The sequence below is a fragment of the Mesorhizobium comanense genome (assembly GCF_005503535.1).
In the GTDB taxonomy this organism is placed as follows: Bacteria; Pseudomonadota; Alphaproteobacteria; order Rhizobiales; family Rhizobiaceae; genus Mesorhizobium; species Mesorhizobium comanense.
Genome location: NZ_SCNN01000005.1, coordinates 17,877 through 36,687, shown reverse-complemented (window position 1 = coordinate 36,687; position 18,811 = coordinate 17,877). Strand labels below are relative to the sequence as shown.

The 18,811-nt window shown below is 63.2% G+C and carries 7 protein-coding genes and 2 tRNA genes; 5 read left to right on the top strand and 4 right to left on the bottom strand.

Features of this window, described 5'->3' with window-relative positions; genetic code table 11:
• The first annotated feature begins 136 nt into the window (after nt 1-136).
• From FFS37_RS10775 to FFS37_RS10765, 3 genes are all read left to right on the top strand, one after another.
• Nucleotides 137-1,399 (top strand): YcbK family protein, encoded by a 1,263-nt coding sequence (locus FFS37_RS10775; RefSeq protein WP_137930932.1) that lies wholly within the window; start codon nt 137-139, stop codon nt 1,397-1,399.
• Between the two features lie 421 nt (nt 1,400-1,820).
• Nucleotides 1,821-1,895 (top strand) — tRNA-Glu (locus tag FFS37_RS10770).
• A gap of 49 nt (nt 1,896-1,944) precedes the next feature.
• The gene (locus FFS37_RS10765) at nt 1,945-2,421 is read left to right on the top strand and encodes a hypothetical protein (protein WP_137930931.1); all 477 of its coding nucleotides are present in this window, start codon (nt 1,945-1,947) and stop codon (nt 2,419-2,421) included.
• Nucleotides 2,422-2,697: 276 nt separating this feature from the next.
• Here the strand turns inward: FFS37_RS10765 and FFS37_RS35740 are convergent, their stop codons facing one another.
• Nucleotides 2,698-2,874 (bottom strand): hypothetical protein, encoded by a 177-nt coding sequence (locus FFS37_RS35740; protein WP_171026241.1) that lies wholly within the window; start codon nt 2,872-2,874, stop codon nt 2,698-2,700.
• A 54-nt stretch (nt 2,875-2,928) separates the two neighbouring features.
• Between FFS37_RS35740 and FFS37_RS10760 the strand changes: the two genes are divergently transcribed.
• Nucleotides 2,929-4,461 (top strand): anti-phage dCTP deaminase, encoded by a 1,533-nt coding sequence (locus FFS37_RS10760; RefSeq protein ID WP_232375621.1) that lies wholly within the window; start codon nt 2,929-2,931, stop codon nt 4,459-4,461.
• 776 nt (nt 4,462-5,237) lie between these two features.
• On the top strand, nt 5,238-6,293 hold the full coding sequence (locus tag FFS37_RS10755; protein ID WP_232375620.1) for a hypothetical protein: 1,056 nt from the start codon (nt 5,238-5,240) through the stop codon (nt 6,291-6,293).
• A gap of 142 nt (nt 6,294-6,435) precedes the next feature.
• Here the strand turns inward: FFS37_RS10755 and FFS37_RS10750 are convergent.
• From FFS37_RS10750 to FFS37_RS35735, 3 genes are all read right to left on the bottom strand, one after another.
• Nucleotides 6,436-6,511: transfer RNA gene (locus FFS37_RS10750), tRNA-Cys, on the bottom strand.
• Between the two features lie 170 nt (nt 6,512-6,681).
• Nucleotides 6,682-7,398 carry an MgtC/SapB family protein gene (locus FFS37_RS10745; protein ID WP_137930929.1) on the bottom strand — a complete coding sequence of 239 codons (717 nt, stop codon included), beginning with the start codon at nt 7,396-7,398 and terminating at the stop codon, nt 6,682-6,684.
• A 180-nt stretch (nt 7,399-7,578) separates the two neighbouring features.
• Complete coding sequence (locus FFS37_RS35735; RefSeq protein ID WP_171026240.1) at nt 7,579-18,732, bottom strand: hypothetical protein; 11,154 nt, start codon at nt 18,730-18,732, stop codon at nt 7,579-7,581.
• Nucleotides 18,733-18,811 lie beyond the last annotated feature (79 nt).

The following is an 18,811-nucleotide window of genomic DNA, read 5'->3' as shown; positions in this document are numbered from 1 at the left end:
GGCATCCACCGCGAAAATACTTCAACGCTTGCGGATTTGACACAGGTCTCGTTTCCGGATCGGAGACAAAGGTCACCTCGGGCAGCAATTTCCAGTGCTGCGCCAAGGACATACCGACCGGACATCGAGGGGGAATTTGACTTTGAAATCAGCAGGATGGAGCCTCGCAAAGGGAGAACGCCGCGCCATTGTGGCAGCGCTCTGCTCCGTGCTCCTGGCGTCCTGCACCTCGGCGGGCGACCCGACAATGTCGGTCGGAACGCCCGGCTACAATGCCTCTTCCTCGGACATCCACGCGGCCTCGACGGGCAAGCCGGTCGCAATGGTCGATTCGTCATCGCAGATGACGAGCGCACACACCACCGAGCAGGCCACCGTGATGGGCGAAGGCGATACCGCCCTGCCGGAAACCATCGCCTATGTGCCGACGGCGAAGCCCGAGGCGGCCTTTCCGCTGACGGCGCCGGCGGACGCCGAAACCATCGCGGGGCATACACCGCAGTCCCTGCAGCCGCCGACGCAGACGGCGCAACAGACCGACGCGGTCGCCCAGAAGATCGCTGCCGCCGATGCTGAAGTAACGGCGCCCAAGCCGGCCGCGGCTCCGGCGATGAACAATCCGGTCTATGTGACAGCAGGCGAAATGCCGCAACCCGAAGCGCCGAAGAAAAAAGGCTTCCTGGCCTCGATGTTCGGCGCGACGCCCGCGAAGGCGGCGCCTGCCCCGCTGGTCAACACGCGCGGAAGCGAGGCGCCTGCCATACAGGCCAAGCCGGCCCCGGCGCCGGCAAAACCGATCATCACGCTGGCCTCGACGGATACCACGCAAAAACCCGTGCAGCTGGCTTCGATCGGCGGCGATACCGGTCATGTCACCGGCAGTGACGCGCTTCCTGGCGTGCGCCAGACGGCGCTGTTCGAAATCAAGCGCAAATCCGGCCTCGACGATGAAAGCGACGTCGATCTCAACGAGGACGAAGGCGGCGGCGGCTATCAGGTCGCGTCCGCCGCGGGCATGGCCAGGCTGGCGCCCAATGGGCTCCTCAAGCAGAACGAGACTGTCGATGTCGCCTGCCTGAAGCCTTCCCTGGTGCGCGTGCTGAAGACGATCGAGGGGCACTACGGCCGCAAGATGGTCGTCACCTCGGGCTATCGCGATCCGGCGCGCAACCGCCGTGCCAACGGCGCCAAGAATTCGCTGCACATGTATTGCGCAGCCGCCGACATCCAGGTGCCCGGCGTCTCCAAGTGGGAACTGGCGAACTATATCAGGACCATGCCCGGGCGCGGCGGCGTCGGCACCTATTGCCACACCGAATCGGTCCATGTTGACGTCGGCCCCGAGCGCGACTGGAACTGGCGCTGCCGCCGGCGCAGCGGCGGCGGTGGCGAGGGCTAAAGGCGCTCTTTGGCGTGCCGGAGCCTGTCCGCGGCTAAGGCCATTAGCCAATGTCGTGTCCAGCGCATAATTCCAAACATTCGAGATTGGCCGAAGCGCCCCCAACTTCGTCATCCACGGGCGGAGCAGGAGCGAAGCTCCGTCGCGAAGACCCGGAGATCCATGCCGGGAGTCAACCGGGGAGCGCAGCGGAGCAGAATTCCGCACCGTCGCCGCGCTTCAACGTCGCGGCATGGGTTCCAGGGTCTGCGCCGCGTCGCTTCGCTCCTTGCTCCGTTTCTGCTAATCGCCAAGGCGCGTGGCCGTGATATCCACCCCAGCCAAATCGCCAATCCGGCAGGCCCGCAAAAAAGTTGTCCAAGGCGGCAACTGACGGGTTGCCGGTTGCGCACAACGTCAGTATAAGCCGCTTCGTCTGAGCGCGCCCATCGTCTAGCGGTTAGGACACCGCCCTTTCACGGCGGTAACAGGGGTTCGATTCCCCTTGGGCGTACCAGATCTTCCCTATGCATTAATTGGCAGGGCGAGCAGTCGCGCGTATCGATTTGGCAGTTAAGACCTTTCGTGTCTCACCAAGTTTGCCTCTTGATCGCTATTTACCGGTAGGCATTATTCGGGGTTTGGCGGCTTGGAGATCGCCGATCCGCTACCGCAAGCGGGGCGCTCTGCGTCTCCATTGCAGGCCGCACTTCCCGCAATCCACTCATCTTCGCCTCTCGTTCTTCGCGCTCGACATCGAGAGCGACACGCGATTCCCTATCGGCCCGCTCGTACCGTTCCTTGTCGACACGTCGTTAGGCAAAACAATTTCCCGGCAGGCGAAGGCCGAAGCCGCCGAGCTCGGGCTTTGGGTCGGCAAGCTCGAAGCGCATTCGAACTGGCGCGCTGCGTCGGACAGCGCGGCGTCGGCGAGCCAACGGTTCGGCACAGACGCAACTTGTCGCTTAGAGTGGCGGTTATTCATGGGGACGTACAAGCAGTTCAGTTCCTGCAACGAAGCCCCAGTGACATCAGCAGACTGATTTGGAATGGCGGCGGCGGGGCTAGACGAAAGTGCCTGTGAATTGCGGGAGTGAAGGACCGCGTGGCATGCTGATTCTGCAGAGTGTGCCTTGCAGAATCACGAGCGCGTTACCAAGCTTCAAAAACTTCGTCGATCCACGCAAATATCTAGAGCGACCCGGAGTTAGGTCGCTGCTGAACAATCCGTGACAGACATGCGAATGAGTAGCGACAATGCCTATGCGGGAAATTTGCTTCCTGAAACTTGGTCGCTCTCATCGAACCAATAAGCGATTCTAGTCGCTATCCAGCGACCGAGCGAAATTCTGAGCCGAAATTTCCCTATCTCGTTCAAAGGAGTTTAAGCGGTCTTCTCTCCATTTTTCCAAGCGCTTATCGTTCTCATGAAGCAATTTGCGGTTGGCCTGCTCGATGGCATCCTGGGATTTTCTCTCGGGGTTCATACCAGCCATTTTTGCCTCCTAGCTTCCAGCTAGAGGATAACACAGATCAGAGGGGATAGTTCGTTGGGTGCGGCAATTAAGCAAATTAAATTTCCTGAGATTTTCGTCGGATTCGTCGCTCCGATGGGAGCTGAAATGGCGCCATCGCTATTGGATTTTCGAAGCCAGTTTGAACGTCGTGGTTATCACGTGGTGGAGGTCAAGGTAACGGACGTATTTTCAGTTTTTCAAAAATACGTTGAACCCAACAAGCCGCTCAAAAAAGCACCGCTCTATGAGCGCTATGAAACCCATATCGCCTACGGAGACCAATTGCGGGAGCGCTTCTCCGACAATGCCTTTCTGGCTTCAGCTACCGTCATGCGCATAATTAAGAAGCGCCTTCGGCTTCCCAAACGCGAAAACGTCGAGGAATTCAGTAAGGTCGTTTATCTGCTTCATCAGTTCAAGCGGAAAGAGGAAATCGACCTTCTTAGATCGGTCTATGGTGACCTCTTTTATCAGGTATCGATCTATTCGCGCCGTGGGGCGCGGGTCGACTATTTGTCACGGCGCTTTGCCAGTGACGATAATACCGCCGGTCCTCATCGATTTCGAGACAAAGCGGAAGCTCTTACGCAGGCGGATGAACATGAACTCGGGCAGGCCCACGGGCAACGAGTGTCAAAGATTTTCCATGACGCAGACTTTATAATCAACACCGACGCCGAGCAGTCGGTCCAAAAGCAGATTGAGCGCTTTTGCGAACTCCTATTCGGTTCGAACTCTCTTTCGCCGACTCGAATGGAGTACGGTATGTTCTTGGCGAAGGCGGCTGCGCTTCGGACGCTCGACCTATCACGTCAAGTCGGAGCAGCGGTTTTTTCGCCGACCGGTGAAATTCTTGCACTTGGCTCCAACGAGGTTCCCAAAGCTACTGGGGGAACCTATTGGCACAATGAGGATCATGACGACCGCGAGTACGTGCGTGAATACGACTCAAACGACCAGCGAAAAAGAGAGATTTTATCCGAATTGATCAAGATCATCGATCCTGAGCGGAGCGTCAACGACGTTTTGGAGAGCGCCAAGGTTCTCGATTCTCAATTCATGGATGCGTTAGAGTATGGTCGCATTGTACACGCCGAAATGTCCGCTATCACGGACGCAGCAAGGCTTGGCCATGCCGTCAGAGACGGTGTAGTATATTGTACAACGTTTCCGTGTCACATGTGCGCAAAACACATAGTAGCATCCGGCATCTCGAAAGTCATATTTCTAGAGCCATATCCGAAAAGCCTAGCATCAGATCTCCATTCGGACTCGCTGCAAGTGGAGAGCAGCGATCGTGGTCGGTATCAAGGCTATCCGGCGGTGCAATTTCAACATTTCTACGGGGTATCGCCTCGTAGGTATCGAGAGCTATTCGAACGAAGCAAACGCAAGCGTGTCGACGGCAAATTTGAGCCTTATAAAGGCGGTGTTGCGTCTCCCGTTTGCGATGTAAAATTTCCTTTCTATCCTCAGTTGGAAAATTTTATCGTAGACGCAATGCTCCAAGCGTTCAAATCCGTGACTGACAAATCTGCCTTGTTGGAAGAGGCATCCGACAGTTGATCATTTCTGGAAGCAAGCGCCTCTCCTTTAGATATGATTTTGTCGGCCACATCCGATGGCGCCAGGCATGCATATTGCCTCTCGGCCATCCTCGTATCATTTTGTCGGAGCGCTTGCGCCAAAACTATCAGCTAGGCTCCGTTGAGCACCGTCGCTTAGCGTACGTATCCCGGAGCACGTGAAATGGGAAAGCTTGGCTTGGCTTGGCTTGGCTTGGATTGGCTTGGCTTGGCTTGGCTAGCTGCACCTTCCACGGTCAGTGATAGGTCATGTCTTGTCGAAGTGGCGGCGCGTCGACGGAGCGACCATAGGACAGTCGTTCGACAAATCGATCCCGCCAACCGAACCAGGGATATGATGCGCCTTGCCACTTTTGCTCGCAGCCACGAAGGCTGATTTGTTCGCGACCTGGTAGTCCGAAACCCGCAGCCGTGCGGACTCTCCAAACCGAACGCCTGCCACCAGCGCCGCCGACACGGATCGCGCCATTGCTTGAGGTAACAAGCTTCTTCTGCTCCTCCGGCGACAGAAAGCGGACGCGCACCGCCTTAGCGCCTCGATAGGCCTGCCAAGTATCATTGGGACAAGGCCCGTAGGTACAGAGGTCGAGCCCGTCCGTTGACGGCCCGCGTCGCTGACCTTGTGAGACGAGCAGGCCGATGGTTAAATGGACATGGAGGGAGCGCTCAATGGCAGTTCAGCTTTCGGCGGATTCTCGGTCTCCCGCGGCAACACCATCGCCAAGGTATCTTTTCGGTCCGCTGGCCGATTTTCTGATGCTTGGCGGAAGCGCCTTTCTGATCCTGCCTGTCCTGTTCTTCGTGCCGCTCAGATACGAGGGCCTGGTCGCGGCGATAACGTTCTTCCTGGCGTACTTGCTGAACTATCCGCACTTCGCCCACTCTTACCAGATCTTCTACCGCAATTTCGGGCGCAAGGTGCGTGGCGAGGGCTACGACAGAGGCCTTCAGGTCCGCTACATCCTGGCGGGCATTGTCGTACCGCTTCTCATGGGCGCATTCTTTGCCTATGGCGCCATGGCGGCCAATGCCAGGCTTTTGGGGAACGCGGCCAATGCGATGTTCTTTTTCGTCGGCTGGCACTATGTCAAGCAGGGCTACGGCATGCTGATGGTGGATGCCGTTCTGAAGCGCCGGTTCTTCACCGACCTCGACAAGAAGATCCTGCTGGTCAACAGCTATGCCGTGTGGCTGTTCGCATGGCTGCAGACGAACACCGCGGTCAGCGAAGGAAACTATTACGGGCTGCAATATTATACGTTTGCCACACCCGCATGGGTCAATGCGATCGCGCTGTCCATAGCAGCGGCTTCCACCGCCGTCACGGCCGTGATGCTGATCAATCGCTGGAGCAGGAACGGGGGCGGCCTGCCGTATAACGGGATCGTCGCCTACGCGGCGTCCCTGTATCTATGGATCCTGATCGTGAGGATAAACCCGCTCTGGCTGCTCGTGGTGCCGGCGCTTCATTCCCTGCAGTATCTGGCGGTCGTCTGGCGCTATCAGAGCAATGTCGAGCGCGACGGACCCGACGCCGAAAGCATCCCGCGATCCAGAATCCTGGCTATTCTCGGCCGGGTCTACAGGGTGCGGGTTCTGGAGTTCGTCAGCGCCGGGCTGCTCCTCGGCGGCCTTGGCTTCTGGCTGATTCCGACCGTGCTGACGGCACTTGTCCCGTATGACGAACAAATCCTGGGTTCATCGCTGTTTTTCTTCATCGTGCTGATATTCATCAACGTGCACCACTATTTCCTCGACAATGTGATGTGGCGGCGCGGCAATCCCGAAGTGTCGAAATATCTCTTCCGTTAGCGCGATCGCTCGACGCCCGAAATGTAATGCGCAACGCAGACGACGGGGCCGCCGCAAGCGATGCGGAGGTAGGGATAAAGGGCGAGCCGCGTATCGCCATACTACTGGCACCGATCCGGGCAATTCAGGCGGGTGGGGATGTTGGAGGCCTCGCCTCGGAATCGAACCGAGGCTTCCGAGATTTGCCGTCTCTAGCGTAGCCGCTCCGCCACGAGGCCATGTGACGGTGGTAATGGGGAGAAGTTTACAGACCCTTGATGCCTTGGGTAAAAATCTCACCGACCGGCGACAGAATTGAAGCTGTCCACGTGACAGGCACCTGGCTGGAATGGCATGTGGACGAGCGCCGGATCTCGACAACTTCGCCCTGGGAATGGCGACGCGGAACTCAGTCCTTGGTGCTGCCGTCCCAACTCGCGTTGGAAACGTGCTTTTGCTGTTCCAGATAGTCCGTCACGGCCTCGATCTCATGCGGATCAACCGCGGTCGAGACCAGCGTGGCCACGATTTCCACCGTGTCGTCGCCACGATCGGCGACGACCACGTCGCTGACCGGGTAATTTGCCAGTTCCAGCCGCTCCACGAGCAGATCCCGCAGCTGCGGCATCGCCTCGCGGCTGGATATGACGCTGACCTCGTAGGTCGCCTCCGTTGCCCTGTCGTCTATGGGAATGCGGTTGATCATGTTGACGAGCGGCCTGAGCAGCGTGTTGCCGGCGAGCACGAAGACGGTGAGCAAGGCGGCTTCGGCGACCATGTCGGTACCGGCGCACGCGCCAACGGCGGCCGAGCACCAGAGGGTCGCGGCCGTGTTCAGGCCGCGCACGTTCATGCCTTCCTTCATGATCACGCCGGCGCCCAGGAAGCCTATGCCGGAGACCACGTAGGAAATGACGCGCACCGCCTCGGTCGAACCGGCGATGCGCTGCGCCAGATCGACAAAGGCGGCCGCGCCCACGGCCACCAGCACGTTGGTGCGCAGGCCCGCCGTACGCTGTCGATACTGGCGCTCGGCGCCAATCAGCGTGCCAAGAATGAACGCCGCGGCGAGACTTACGGTCGTGTCCAGGAACGGGTAGAGATGGAAGGTCTCGACAAATTTCATCGGCGTGATCCGGGTCGGTTTTCCCTTCCATAGAACAATTCGGGGAATTTCGTGAGACGATTGTCCGGTCGCGTCGACGGAAAAGAATCGGCGAGGTCACGCCGCGACGCGGCGGCAACTGAAGGTTCTCGACGGCTTCGGACGCATCTTGCCCAAGCCGCCGATTTCCAAGTGATGCCCCTACCAGTTCACCTTCAGGCCGACATTGCCGCCATAGGTCTGCACGCCGTCGCCGAACTTGCCGTCGAAGGCTGCAAACATGGCGGTGTTGTTGCTCCAGTTCATCTTCAGGCCGGCATTGACGGCAACCGCATTCTCTGCCGCCGCGGCACCCTGGATCACGAAGGAATAGCCGGGCGCTGCCTGGAAGCTCGGCCGGACCGAGCGATCCGGTTCGAACTCATGCACCCAGGCCGCGCGACCCCAGGCCTGCAGCGACTGGCCGTCGCCGACCCCTATCGTCGTATCCAGCTGGAGGCCGAGCGAGACCGGCAGCGAGGTTATGACGCGCTGATCGAAACTGAGCCCGAGCGAGTTTCCGCCGATCGACGTCTCGTCGAAGCCGTCCATCGACAGGAATGAGAACTGCAGCGCGGCGAACGGGGTGATGGCGCCCTGCCCCACCTGCTGCCGCCAGCCTGCCTCGACATTGGCGCCGAAGCCGGCGCTCAGGAAGTTGCTGCGCCAGTTCTCCGTCGAAACGCCGGGCACGGGATTGAGCGGCGCGTTGGAGCCGGGCACGGACGCGGCGCGATGAACATTGTTGTTGTAGAGGCCAAACGCCAGTCCGCCATTGATGTAGAAATCATCCCATTTGCGGGCAACATAGGCGCCAGCCTGGGCGCCGATGATGTTGCCGTAGGTCTGGCGGTCGGCGACGTCGAAGGAGGCAGCGGCGCCGCCAAGCGCGAAGCCCATCAGCACATCGGGATTGCCCGCGGAATCCAGGCCGACCGCGAAGCTGCCGCCCTGGTAGACATTCTGGGCGCTGCCGACGATGGCATCGCCACTCAGCTGACCGGAATTGCCGCCAGCCGTTGCCCAGTAGCTCCAGCGCCGTTCGTCCGGCTGCATGGCCTTGAACGGATCCTTCTTCGGCGCCGGCTCGTCATAGGCCTGCGGCGTCACGGAGCGATCGGACGGACCGGTGCCCAAGCCGGTGCGCCAGAAATTCGCCTGCCGGTTCATCGACGCCAGGAATGTGTCGTAGGCATCGAACTGCGGCTGCTCGACGCCGCTGACGCCCTCGCCCGAGATCGAATCGTAGACAGCTCCGAGTTGGCCCAGTGTCGGGATGTAGAACAGAGCCTCGGCGATCTTGGTGAAGGCCGGCGAGGTCAGGTCGGTCTGAATGGCATTGACCGCGTTGCCGACCGAGGTCTGATTTTGGGTGAGGCCGGAGCGGGCGAAGTTGATGTCGACATTGAGCACGACATCATCCGAATTGGGATAGAGCAGTTGATACTGCGCGACCGCGCTCGGGATCGAATCGAGCACCAGATCGTGGTTGGTCACGCCCTGATCGGCGTGCAGGATCAGATACTCCTGTGTCCCAGGCTTTGCCGCGCCCGGCTCCATGATGTTGAGACTGACCACGCCATTGAGAGAGGCCGTGCCGGTGATGTTGATCTGGTCGGCCTCCGGATCGAGATCAAGGTCGAGCAGATAAGTGCCGGTCGCCGACTGCGTCCAGTTGCCGTTCACATAGGTCGTCATCACGCGATTGAGATCGCCCGGCGCGACATAGCCATCATTGGTGAACTCCCCCGTCGCGCCGAGGTCGACCGTGTCGCCCATCCGGTAGATGGCGCCCTTCTCGTTGTTGAAGGCGTTCTGGCCGGCGCCAAGCGCGATCGAGCCCATCGTGTCCTTGAAATTGTTATACGTGTCGTTGCCGACGCCGCCGCGCATGGCATAGCCATCGATCTTGCGCACGCAGTTCGTGTCCACGCCGCCCGGGATACAGCCATCGTCTCCGGTAACCGCGCCGACATAGCCGTTGTTGTTCAGAACGTTGTTCCTGCCGTCCAGATAGGTGACACCGGCACCGGCGCCCGAGCCGCCCAAAATAAGGATATCCTTGTCGATGGTGACGTTGATATCGCCATTGTCGGCGATGTTGCCGCTGCCGCCGGAGCTCTGCTCCATCAGCGCGGAGGAATTCTTGCCCGTGACATAGAGGTCGGCCTTTTGCTCGAACGTGACGTCGCCGCCAAGCCCGGCGCCGCCGGCGCTGCCCATGAACCCTTGCGGTGCGGCGACCATGGCCATCATCATGCTGCTTGCGGCCGGTGCCTGATCGAGGCCGAGATAGTTACCGGAAAAGCCGCCGACGCCGCCGCCGCCGCCAATGCTCTGGCCGAACACACCAACCGAATTGTCGCCGGTGATCAGCATCGCGACATTGCTGTTGATGGTCACGACGCCGCCGTCGCCCTTGCCGCCACTGACAGCCTGGATGATGCCGTCGGTGCCGGCCGTCATCACGCCGCCGCCGCCACCGACCGATTGCGCGAAGATGCCGACGGAGCCGTTGCCCTTGAGCACGATCTGCCCGGTGTTGGTGACTGTGACGTCGCCGCCCTTGCCGGTCACGCCCGTGTCGCCGCCGATGAACACCGGCGGGCCGATGGTCGCGGCAATCGCGGTGCCGCCTTTACCGCCACCACCACCGACCGACTGTGCGAAGATCGCGACCGAATTGTCGCCATCGAGCTGCATGACGCCATTGTTGATGACGGTAACCACGCCACCGTCGCCGCCGGCCGCGCCCTTGCCGCCGAGCGCGAGCGAGAAGCCGGGCGCGCCGCCGGCCACCGAATAGCTCGCACCACCACTGCCGCCGCCGCCGCCGACCGACTGCGCCATGATGCCGGTGGAACCGAAGCCCTTGGTGTAGATAAGGCCATCGCCAAAGTTGGTGACGTTAACATTGCCGCCCTTGCCATTCGCGCCGCCGTCGCCGCCGACGCCGAATGTCGCGGCCCCCGGGCTGAGCGCCGCGGCAATGCTCATGGCCCCGGTGCCGCCGCCGCCGCCGATCGATTCGGCGAAGATCGCCACCGAGGCGTCGGCTATGGCGGTGATCTTGCCATGGTTTTCGACGGTAACCACACCGCCATCGCCGGAACTGCCACCATTGCCGCCAACACCGACCGAAGTCGGCACGATGCTGGCGCCAATGCCGCCGCCGCCGGAGCCGCCGCCGCCGCCGACCGACTGGGCGAAAATGCCATGCGCGCCGACGCCTTCGACGATGATGTTGCCGCCGGGATTGTTGTAGACGTTGACCGCACCGCCCCCGCCATGGCTGCCGCCCTTGACGTTGTTCGGGTCGTTTGGATCGTAGCCGACACCGCCGTCGTCGACATCGCCGCCGCGGCCGCCGACCGCAACAAAGCCTATCGCGCGGCCGCCGGAGCCACCGCCACCGCCGATCGACTGGGCGTTGATGCCATCGGCGCCGGCGCCATAGGTGTGCAGGGTGCTGCTGTTGGTAACGGTGACGGTTCCGCCGGTGCCGCTCGCGCCGCCTTTGCCGCCGATCGAGACAAGGGCCGGGATCGAGCCGGTGATGCCGCCATTCTTGCCGCCACCAGAACCGCCACCACCGCCGACCGACTGGGCCTGGATCGCGTAGGAATCAATGCCGTGCGTCGTGATCACGGCCTTGTTGGTGACCGTGACAATGCCGCCATCGCCACTGGAGCCACCCGCGCCGCCCACGGCGATCGCGCTGATGCCAAGCGAACCGCCAGCGCCACCGCCGCCACCGACCGACTGCGCGAAAATACCAACGGAATCATCCGCATGGGTAAGGATGCCGCCGTAATTGTTCACGGTGACCTCACCGCCAGTGCCCCCAGCCTTTCCTGAGCCACCGAGCGACAGCAGGCCGCCTGCACCACCGCCCGTGCCGCCGCCGCCGCCGACCGACTGCGCGAAGATGCCGGCGGAATAACCTTCTTCGGGATCAGCATTCGGAGGGGCATCTATCGGAGGTGTCGGCGATGTGCCGGACGTCTCGATTATGTAGGTGTTTGCCTGGCTGTAGACGCCGTTGTTGGCGACACCATCGTTCTTGCCGTTGGTGACGGTGACCGAGCCGCCATTGCCGGCAGCGGCGCCCCGGCCGCCAATGCCGACGGTGCCAAGCGCGCCGGCCTGACCGTCGCCGCCATCGCCGCCACCACCGCCGATCGACTGCGCGTGGATGCCATCGGACTTGCTGCCGTTTGTCTGGATCGCACCTTCATTGGTGACGATGACGGTGCCGCCGTCGCCGCCGCCGGCGCCATTGCCGCCGATGGCGATTGCGACCGAGCGCTTGATGCTCGCAGTTCCCAGCGGCTTTAGGATCAGGGTTGGATCGACTTCGATCGGATTATCGAAAAGACCGCCCAGACCCATATAGGCGTCGCCGCCGATACCGCCGCCGCCGCCGATCGACTGGGCGACGATGCCCGACGACTTGTCACCATGCGTTACGATGAAATCATAATTGCCGACATCGACGGTCTGGGCGTCGTTGCCGGTTCCGCCCGCGCCGCCGACCGTCGCCTGAAGGTTCCAGCCCGGCTTCCCGCCCGCGGGTGGGCAGACACCGGGAAGCGTGCATTTGGCGCCGAGCTGAAGGGAGATCGAATTGGCGCGGCCGCCAGTGCCGCCGCCGCCACCGATCGATTGCGCCAGGATGCCGAACGCGCCCGTGCCGTGGGTTTCGATGCCGCCATACTGCCTGATCGTGACGTTGCCACCCGTATTGCCGTTGCCTGCAGCGCCGCCTACCGCGACGCTGACATTGACCTGGGTGCCGTCGGCGTTGCCGTTGACGCCCAGTACGCCGGTGATGGCATTGCCGCCATTGCCACCGCCACCACCGATCGACTGCGCAAAGATGCCGTAGGCGCCGTCGCCGGTAGTCACGGTCTGGCCGGGCGCGAGCAGGCCGGTCTGCAGCAGGCCGTGATTGGTGACGAACACATCGCCGGCGATGGCTCCGTCGCCCCCAAGGCCGCCGACCGTGACGCCAACGTTCAAATTCTTGCCATTGCCGAGCGAGCCGATCACGCCCGAGACCGCCATACCGCCATTACCGCCGCCGCCGCCGATGGACTGCGCCTGGATGGCGTGCGATTCGACGCCATAGGTCGATATGGCGCCGGTGTTATCGATCGTCACCTTGCTGCTGTTGGTGCCGGCGCCGCCGTAACCGCCAACACTCGCCGACAAGGTCTTGCCATCGGTGCCGGCGATCGCGCCTGATATCGACATGCCGCCATTGCCGCCGCTGCCGCCGACCGACTGCGCGAACAAGCCAACCGACTGATCGCCGGTGGTGATGGTCGCTCCATGGCGGGTCAGCAGCACTTCACCCCCCGCGCCGCCGCCGCCGCCCTCGCCGCCGACAGCAACCGTGATCTGATTGCCATCCTCGCCAAGATTGAGGGCCGCGGCCACACTGAGGCCGCCATTGCCGCCGCCGCCGCCGATCGACTGTGCCAGGACACCAAAGGCCTTGTCGCCGCCGGTCTGGATGATACCCGTGGAATCCACGGTGACCTTTTCAGCATCGCCGCCGGAACCAGCGCCGCCGCCCAGCGATACCGACACCGAGCCATTCTTGCTCTGGTTCTTGCCAAGCGAGCCCTTGATCGTCGCCGCGAAGGCGAAGCCGCCATTGCCGCCGCCACCGCCGACCGATTGCGCCAGTATGCCGTTCGAGCCGTCGCCTTCGGTCAGGATATTGTCGACGGAGGTAACGTTGACGGTCTTGCCGTCGCCCGAGCCCGCGCCGGAGCCACCGATGGAAACCGCGGCAGCGGCCTTGGCGTTCTGGCCGGTGACCGTAATCGCACCGGAAAAGCCGCCATCGCCGCCGCCGCCGCCGACCGACTGGGCGAAGATACCGTTGGAATCGCCGCCAACCGTGTGGATGGTCGCGATGTTGTTGGTGAGCGTGGTGCCGACATTGCTGTTGACGATGACGGGGCCGCCATCCTGGCCGGTGCCGCCGCCACCGCCAAGCGCCACTGTGGCGCCGCCGGCGCCATCCACCTGCAAATCGCCAGCGATGGCGAAGCCGCCGGTGCCGCCGCCGCCGCCGATCGATTGCGCCAGAATGCCGTTGGCCTTGTCGCCAGTCGTATCGATGGTGCCGAAATTGTTGACCGTGACCAGTTTCGAGGTACCGCCGCCACCGCCGCTGCCGCCAACCGATACGGCGGCGCTTGCCTGCTTTCCGGCACCGGTCGCAGTCACGGCAGCGCCGCCATTGCCGCCGCCACCGCCGACAGATTGGGCGAGGATGCCGTTCGAGCCGTTCTTGAGCGTCACGATATTGCCTGTCGAGGTGACCGTGACCGTGTCGGCATTGCCACCGCCCTTGCCGGTGCCACCGACGCCGACGCCCACCGCACCGCCATCGAGCGCGATAGCGAGCACGCCGGTGAAGCCGCCATTGCCGCCACCACCGCCGACTGATTGCGCCAGGATACCATCGGCCTTCAGGCCTTCTGTCCTCAGGTCGCCAGTCGACGTAACCGTGACCGACTTGGCGTCGCCGCCATTGTCGCCATTACCGCCGATGCCGATGCCGAGGCTCGCGCCTTCCGATAGAGTGCCCGAAACCGCGAAGCCGCCATTGCCGCCACCACCGCCGACGGACTGCGCGAAGATTGCATGGGAACCGTCGCCGGTGGTCTTGATGTTGCCTGTACTGGTAACAGTCACGACATCGGCATTGCCGCCGCTCGAGCCTTTGCCGCCAACGGCGACGCTGCCCGCGATGCCGTTCTGGCTGCCGCTCAACGCAATGGCAAAGCCGCCATTGCCGCCGCCGCCGCCGACCGACTGGGCCAGGATGCCGAAGGAATCCGTTCCTCCCGTCAGGATGTTGTTGTAGCTGGTTACGGTGACCGTATCGGCATTCGAGCCGGATCCCGCACCGCCGCCGATGCTGACCCCCAGGCCGCCGCCGCCGAGCCCGACGCCAAGGCTGCCGGCGAAGCCGCCCGAACCGCCGCCGCCGCCAACCGACTGCGCGAAAATGCCGGACGAATTGTCGCCCTGCGTCCAGATTGAAACGGTGTTTGCAGGCGGCGCCTGCAGCACCGGGTTTCCGTTGGTGTCGACGAGGCTGTAGCTGTTTACGATGACTTTCCCGGCGATCGAGCCGCCGGCGCCGGAACCGCCGACACCAACGCCGATGCCGGCATTGCCTGTCGTCGCGGAACCCGAGATGGCAAAGCCGCCATTGCCGCCGCCGCCGCCGATCGATTGCGCCAGGATGCCGTTGGAGAACTTGCCCGTCGTGGTGATCGTGCCAGTGCTGGTCACCGTCACGTCCTTGGCGATACCGCCGATGCCACCCGTGCCGCCAATGGCCACCGACCCTGTCGCGCTTGCCGGGTCGCCGATAGCACCCGCGAAAGCCAGGCTGAATCCGCCGTTGCCGCCGCCACCGCCGATCGACTGGGCAATGATGCCGGACGAATTGTCGAAATTGGTCGAGATGTTGCCGGTGCTTGTCACCTTGACGATGTCGGCATCGCCACCGCCAGCGCCATCGCCGCCGAGCGAGACCCCGACCGCGACCGACTTGCCGCCGCCAAGCGAGCCGCCGAAGCCGCCATTGCCGCCGCCACCGCCAACCGATTGCGCCAGGATGCCGGCAGCACCAGTGCCGCGTACACCTCCTGCGGTGAAGCCGGCACCGGTCGAGATGTTACCTGTCGAGACAACCGTGACGTCGAGGCCGGCGCCAGCCGCCCCGCCCTTGCCGCCAAGGCCGACAGCGACACCCGCCTGTTGTCCGATCGCCAGCGCAACGCTGGAACCGCCATTGCCGCCGCCGCCGCCCACCGACTGCGCCAGGATGCCGATCGACTGGTCGCCATAGGTCTTGATGTCGCCGGTCGACGTGACCTTGACCGTCTTGGCGTCGCCACCTCCGGCACCATTGCCACCAAGGCCGACAGCGGCACTGACACCTTGCAGCGTGATGGCTCCGGCGCCGGCAAAACCGCCATTGCCGCCGCCGCCGCCGACCGATTGCGCCATGATGCCCGCCGATTGGTCGCCATGCGTCTCGATATTGCCGGTGGAAATGACCGTGACCGGTCCGGCCGATTGCCCTTTGCCGCCGCTGCCTCCAACCGCCACGCCAACGCCGACCGCGCCTGTGGTGAAGCTGGCGCCGATGCTGAAGCCGCCATTGCCGCCGCCGCCGCCCAGTGACTGGGCCAGGATACCGGCAGACTGCTTGCCGTAGGTGGTGATGTTGCCGTAGTTGGTGACGGTCACGTCCTCGCCGATGCCGCCGGTGGAGCCGCTGCCGCCGACCGACACCGCCGCCGCGCCGCCCGCCCCCTCATAGGAGCCCGAGCCGCTCAGTGCGATGGCGAAACCGCCATTGCCGCCGCCACCGCCGATCGACTGCGCCAGGATGCCGATCGAGTTGTCGTCGATGGTCAGGATGCTGTTCTGCGTTATGACGCCGTTATTGTCCTTCTTGCCATTGTTGACGGTAACTGTAGCGGCGTCGCCGCCGCCCTTGCCGCTGCCGCCGAGGCTGACGCCGCCACTGGCAACTCCGCCGAGCGCCAGGCTACCGGAAAAGCCGCCATTGCCGCCGCCGCCGCCAATGCTTTCAGCCTGGATGCCGGCCGCGTTCTTGCCTTCGGTGATCAAATTCCACGTGCCGGCATAGCCGGCCTTGGTAATCGTGTGACCGGCGCCGTCGGCATTGACGGTCACGTCGCCGGCGTTGCTGCCCACGGAGCCGGCGCCGCCGAGCCCGATACTTGCCGACGCCGCGCCGATGGAGGCCGAAACGGTAAAGCCGCCATTGCCGCCGCCACCGCCGATCGATTGCGCGAGAATGCCGACCGAATTGTCGCCTTGCGTGTGGATCGAACCGGAACTGCCGACGATCACGTCCTCGCCGGCGCCGCCGCTCGCCCCCTTGCCGCCGATGTTGACGGCAAGTCCGATGCCGCCAATGGCGCCGCCGATCGAATAGCCGCCATTGCCGCCGCCGCCGCCGATCGACTGCGCGACGATACCGCCGGCATTGTCGCCCATGGTCGAAATGTCGCTCAGGCTCGACACGGTGACGACATCCGATGCGCCGCCTTTGCCGCCGGAGCCGCCAATGCCGATCGCGGCGGCAAAGCCGGTGCTGTTGGCGGCGATCGCGATGGCCGCGCCACCATTGCCGCCGCCACCGCCGATCGACTGCGCGAAAATGCCTCGCGAGCCGTCGCCAGAGGTGGTGAGCGTACCTGCCGTCTGGACGGTCACGGCCTTGCCAACGCCGCCATCGCCGGCCGTTCCACCCATCGCGAGGGCAACCGCGCCAGCAGCAACGGAAACGGAAAAGCCGCCATTGCCGCCGCCGCCGCCGACCGATTGCGCGAAGACGGCGTCGGAATTGTCGCCATGGGTGATGATCGAATAGGCTGTATTCTGGTCGTCGCGCAGCACCTGCACCACGCCGGCGTCGCCACCGGGAGCGCCGGAGCCGCCCAGCGCAACGCTGAAACCGACACTTCCGGAAAAGGCGCCGCCGCCATTGCCGCCGCCGCCGCCGACAGACTGAGCGAAAATACCGGCGGAACTGACGGAACCGGGACCATTTATTCCGGTTTCTATATCGCCGGCGTTGGTCACCGTTACCCGCGCGCCATCGCCACCGGCGCCACCCGATCCGCCAGCCGTGAACAGGCCGCCGGCGCTACCGCCATTGCCGCCGCCACCGCCGACAGACTGAGCGAAAATACCGGCGGACTGCTTGCCATAGGTGCTGATCGAGCCAGTAGAGGTATTCGTCACCTCGACGATGCCGCCATTGGTCGTGGAAGATCCACTGCCGCCAAGCGCCACCAGACCGCCCGAATTGCCGCCATTGCCGCCGCCGCCGCCGATCGACTGCGCCAGGATGCCGTTCGATTGCTGACCGTGGGTGACGATCGTACCGGAATTGGTGACGCCGACCGTCACGACATCCGCAGGGCCGCCATTGCCGCCGAGGCTGCCGCTGCCGCCCGACGCAAAGAGACCGAAGTTCGAGCCGCCATCGCCACCGCCGCCGCCGATCGTCTGTGCGAGGATGCCCTGAGAATTGTTGCCCCAGGTCGTGACATTGCCATTGTTGGTAACCGTGACGACGCCACCATTGCCGCCATTACCGCCACTGCCGCCGGAAGAAGAGAACAGGCCGAAACCGCCGGAGCTGCCGCCGCCGCCGCCGCCGATCGACTGGGCAACGATACCGTGCGAATAGACGCCAATGGTGGTGATCGTCGTACCGGCACCAGTAACGACATTGGCGTTGCCGCCGCTGCCAGCCGCGTTGCCGCCACCTGGATTGAAGACGAGGCTGCCGCCTCCGCCGCCATTGCCGCCGTGACCGCCCTGACTGATTGCAACGACGCCGGCGGAATAATCACCAAGGGTTTCGACGCTGCCACCGGTGAAATTGACGGTGGCACTGCCGCCGACGCCACCCAAACCGCCCTTACCGGCGCTGCCTGTAATGCCGTAGGCACTGCCGCCATTACCACCGTCGCCGCCAACGCTGCTCGCCACAATGCCAGCGCTGGGGCAAGGCGCGTTCGACGCGCAACTGTTGTCCGTCTGGACAGCCCCGTCGACATTGACGGTGACAGCGCCGCCATCGGCACCATTGTGGCCATCGCCACCATCAGAAAAGACATAGCCGTCGCTACCACCGCCGCCACGACTGCCGTTAGAGGCACCGAGCACACCAATTGTACCGGTGGCGATCACCGCTCCGCTGTTGGGTGTGTTTATGTCGGCTGCGGGCTGATTGTAATTGACTTGAAGTGTCGGACCCGCAGTGCCTGAAGGGCCACCAGCAGCTTTGGTCGGCGGCGCCACACAATCTGGGCCGGCGCAGGTTTCGGGGGTCGCGGGATCGTTGCCGCTTGCAGGCTTCGCGGGCGTTATCGTACACCGCGCGGGGTCATTGCTGCTGCAGGTGTAGTGCTGTACGCCCGCGGCAGGATCGGAGGGCGCCGCGCCCGTGCCGGTCAGGGATATGCGGCTGGGATCGATCGTCAGCGTATTTACGTTCAGCGTCGTGACGCCGGGTGCGGTGTAGCTGATGTCTGGGGGCGGCGCGCCGGTACAATTTTCAACATTGCCGCTGGCAGCGCTACAGGCAGCCTGCGCGGGACCGGTCGAGCCGACGAACAGCATCAGCGCCATGATGGCCGCGAATGCCAGAAAACCGGAAAATCCCGGAAATCCCTTATTCAACCGCGCGGACACGCCGCGAGATTCGACCGCCCTCTCCCAGACACGAGCCATGACCACCCCCCGATCCGAGCCATCAGGCACGAATCATCCCTTGCTAATGCAACCTATCAGATTGCATTAGCGAGAGGGC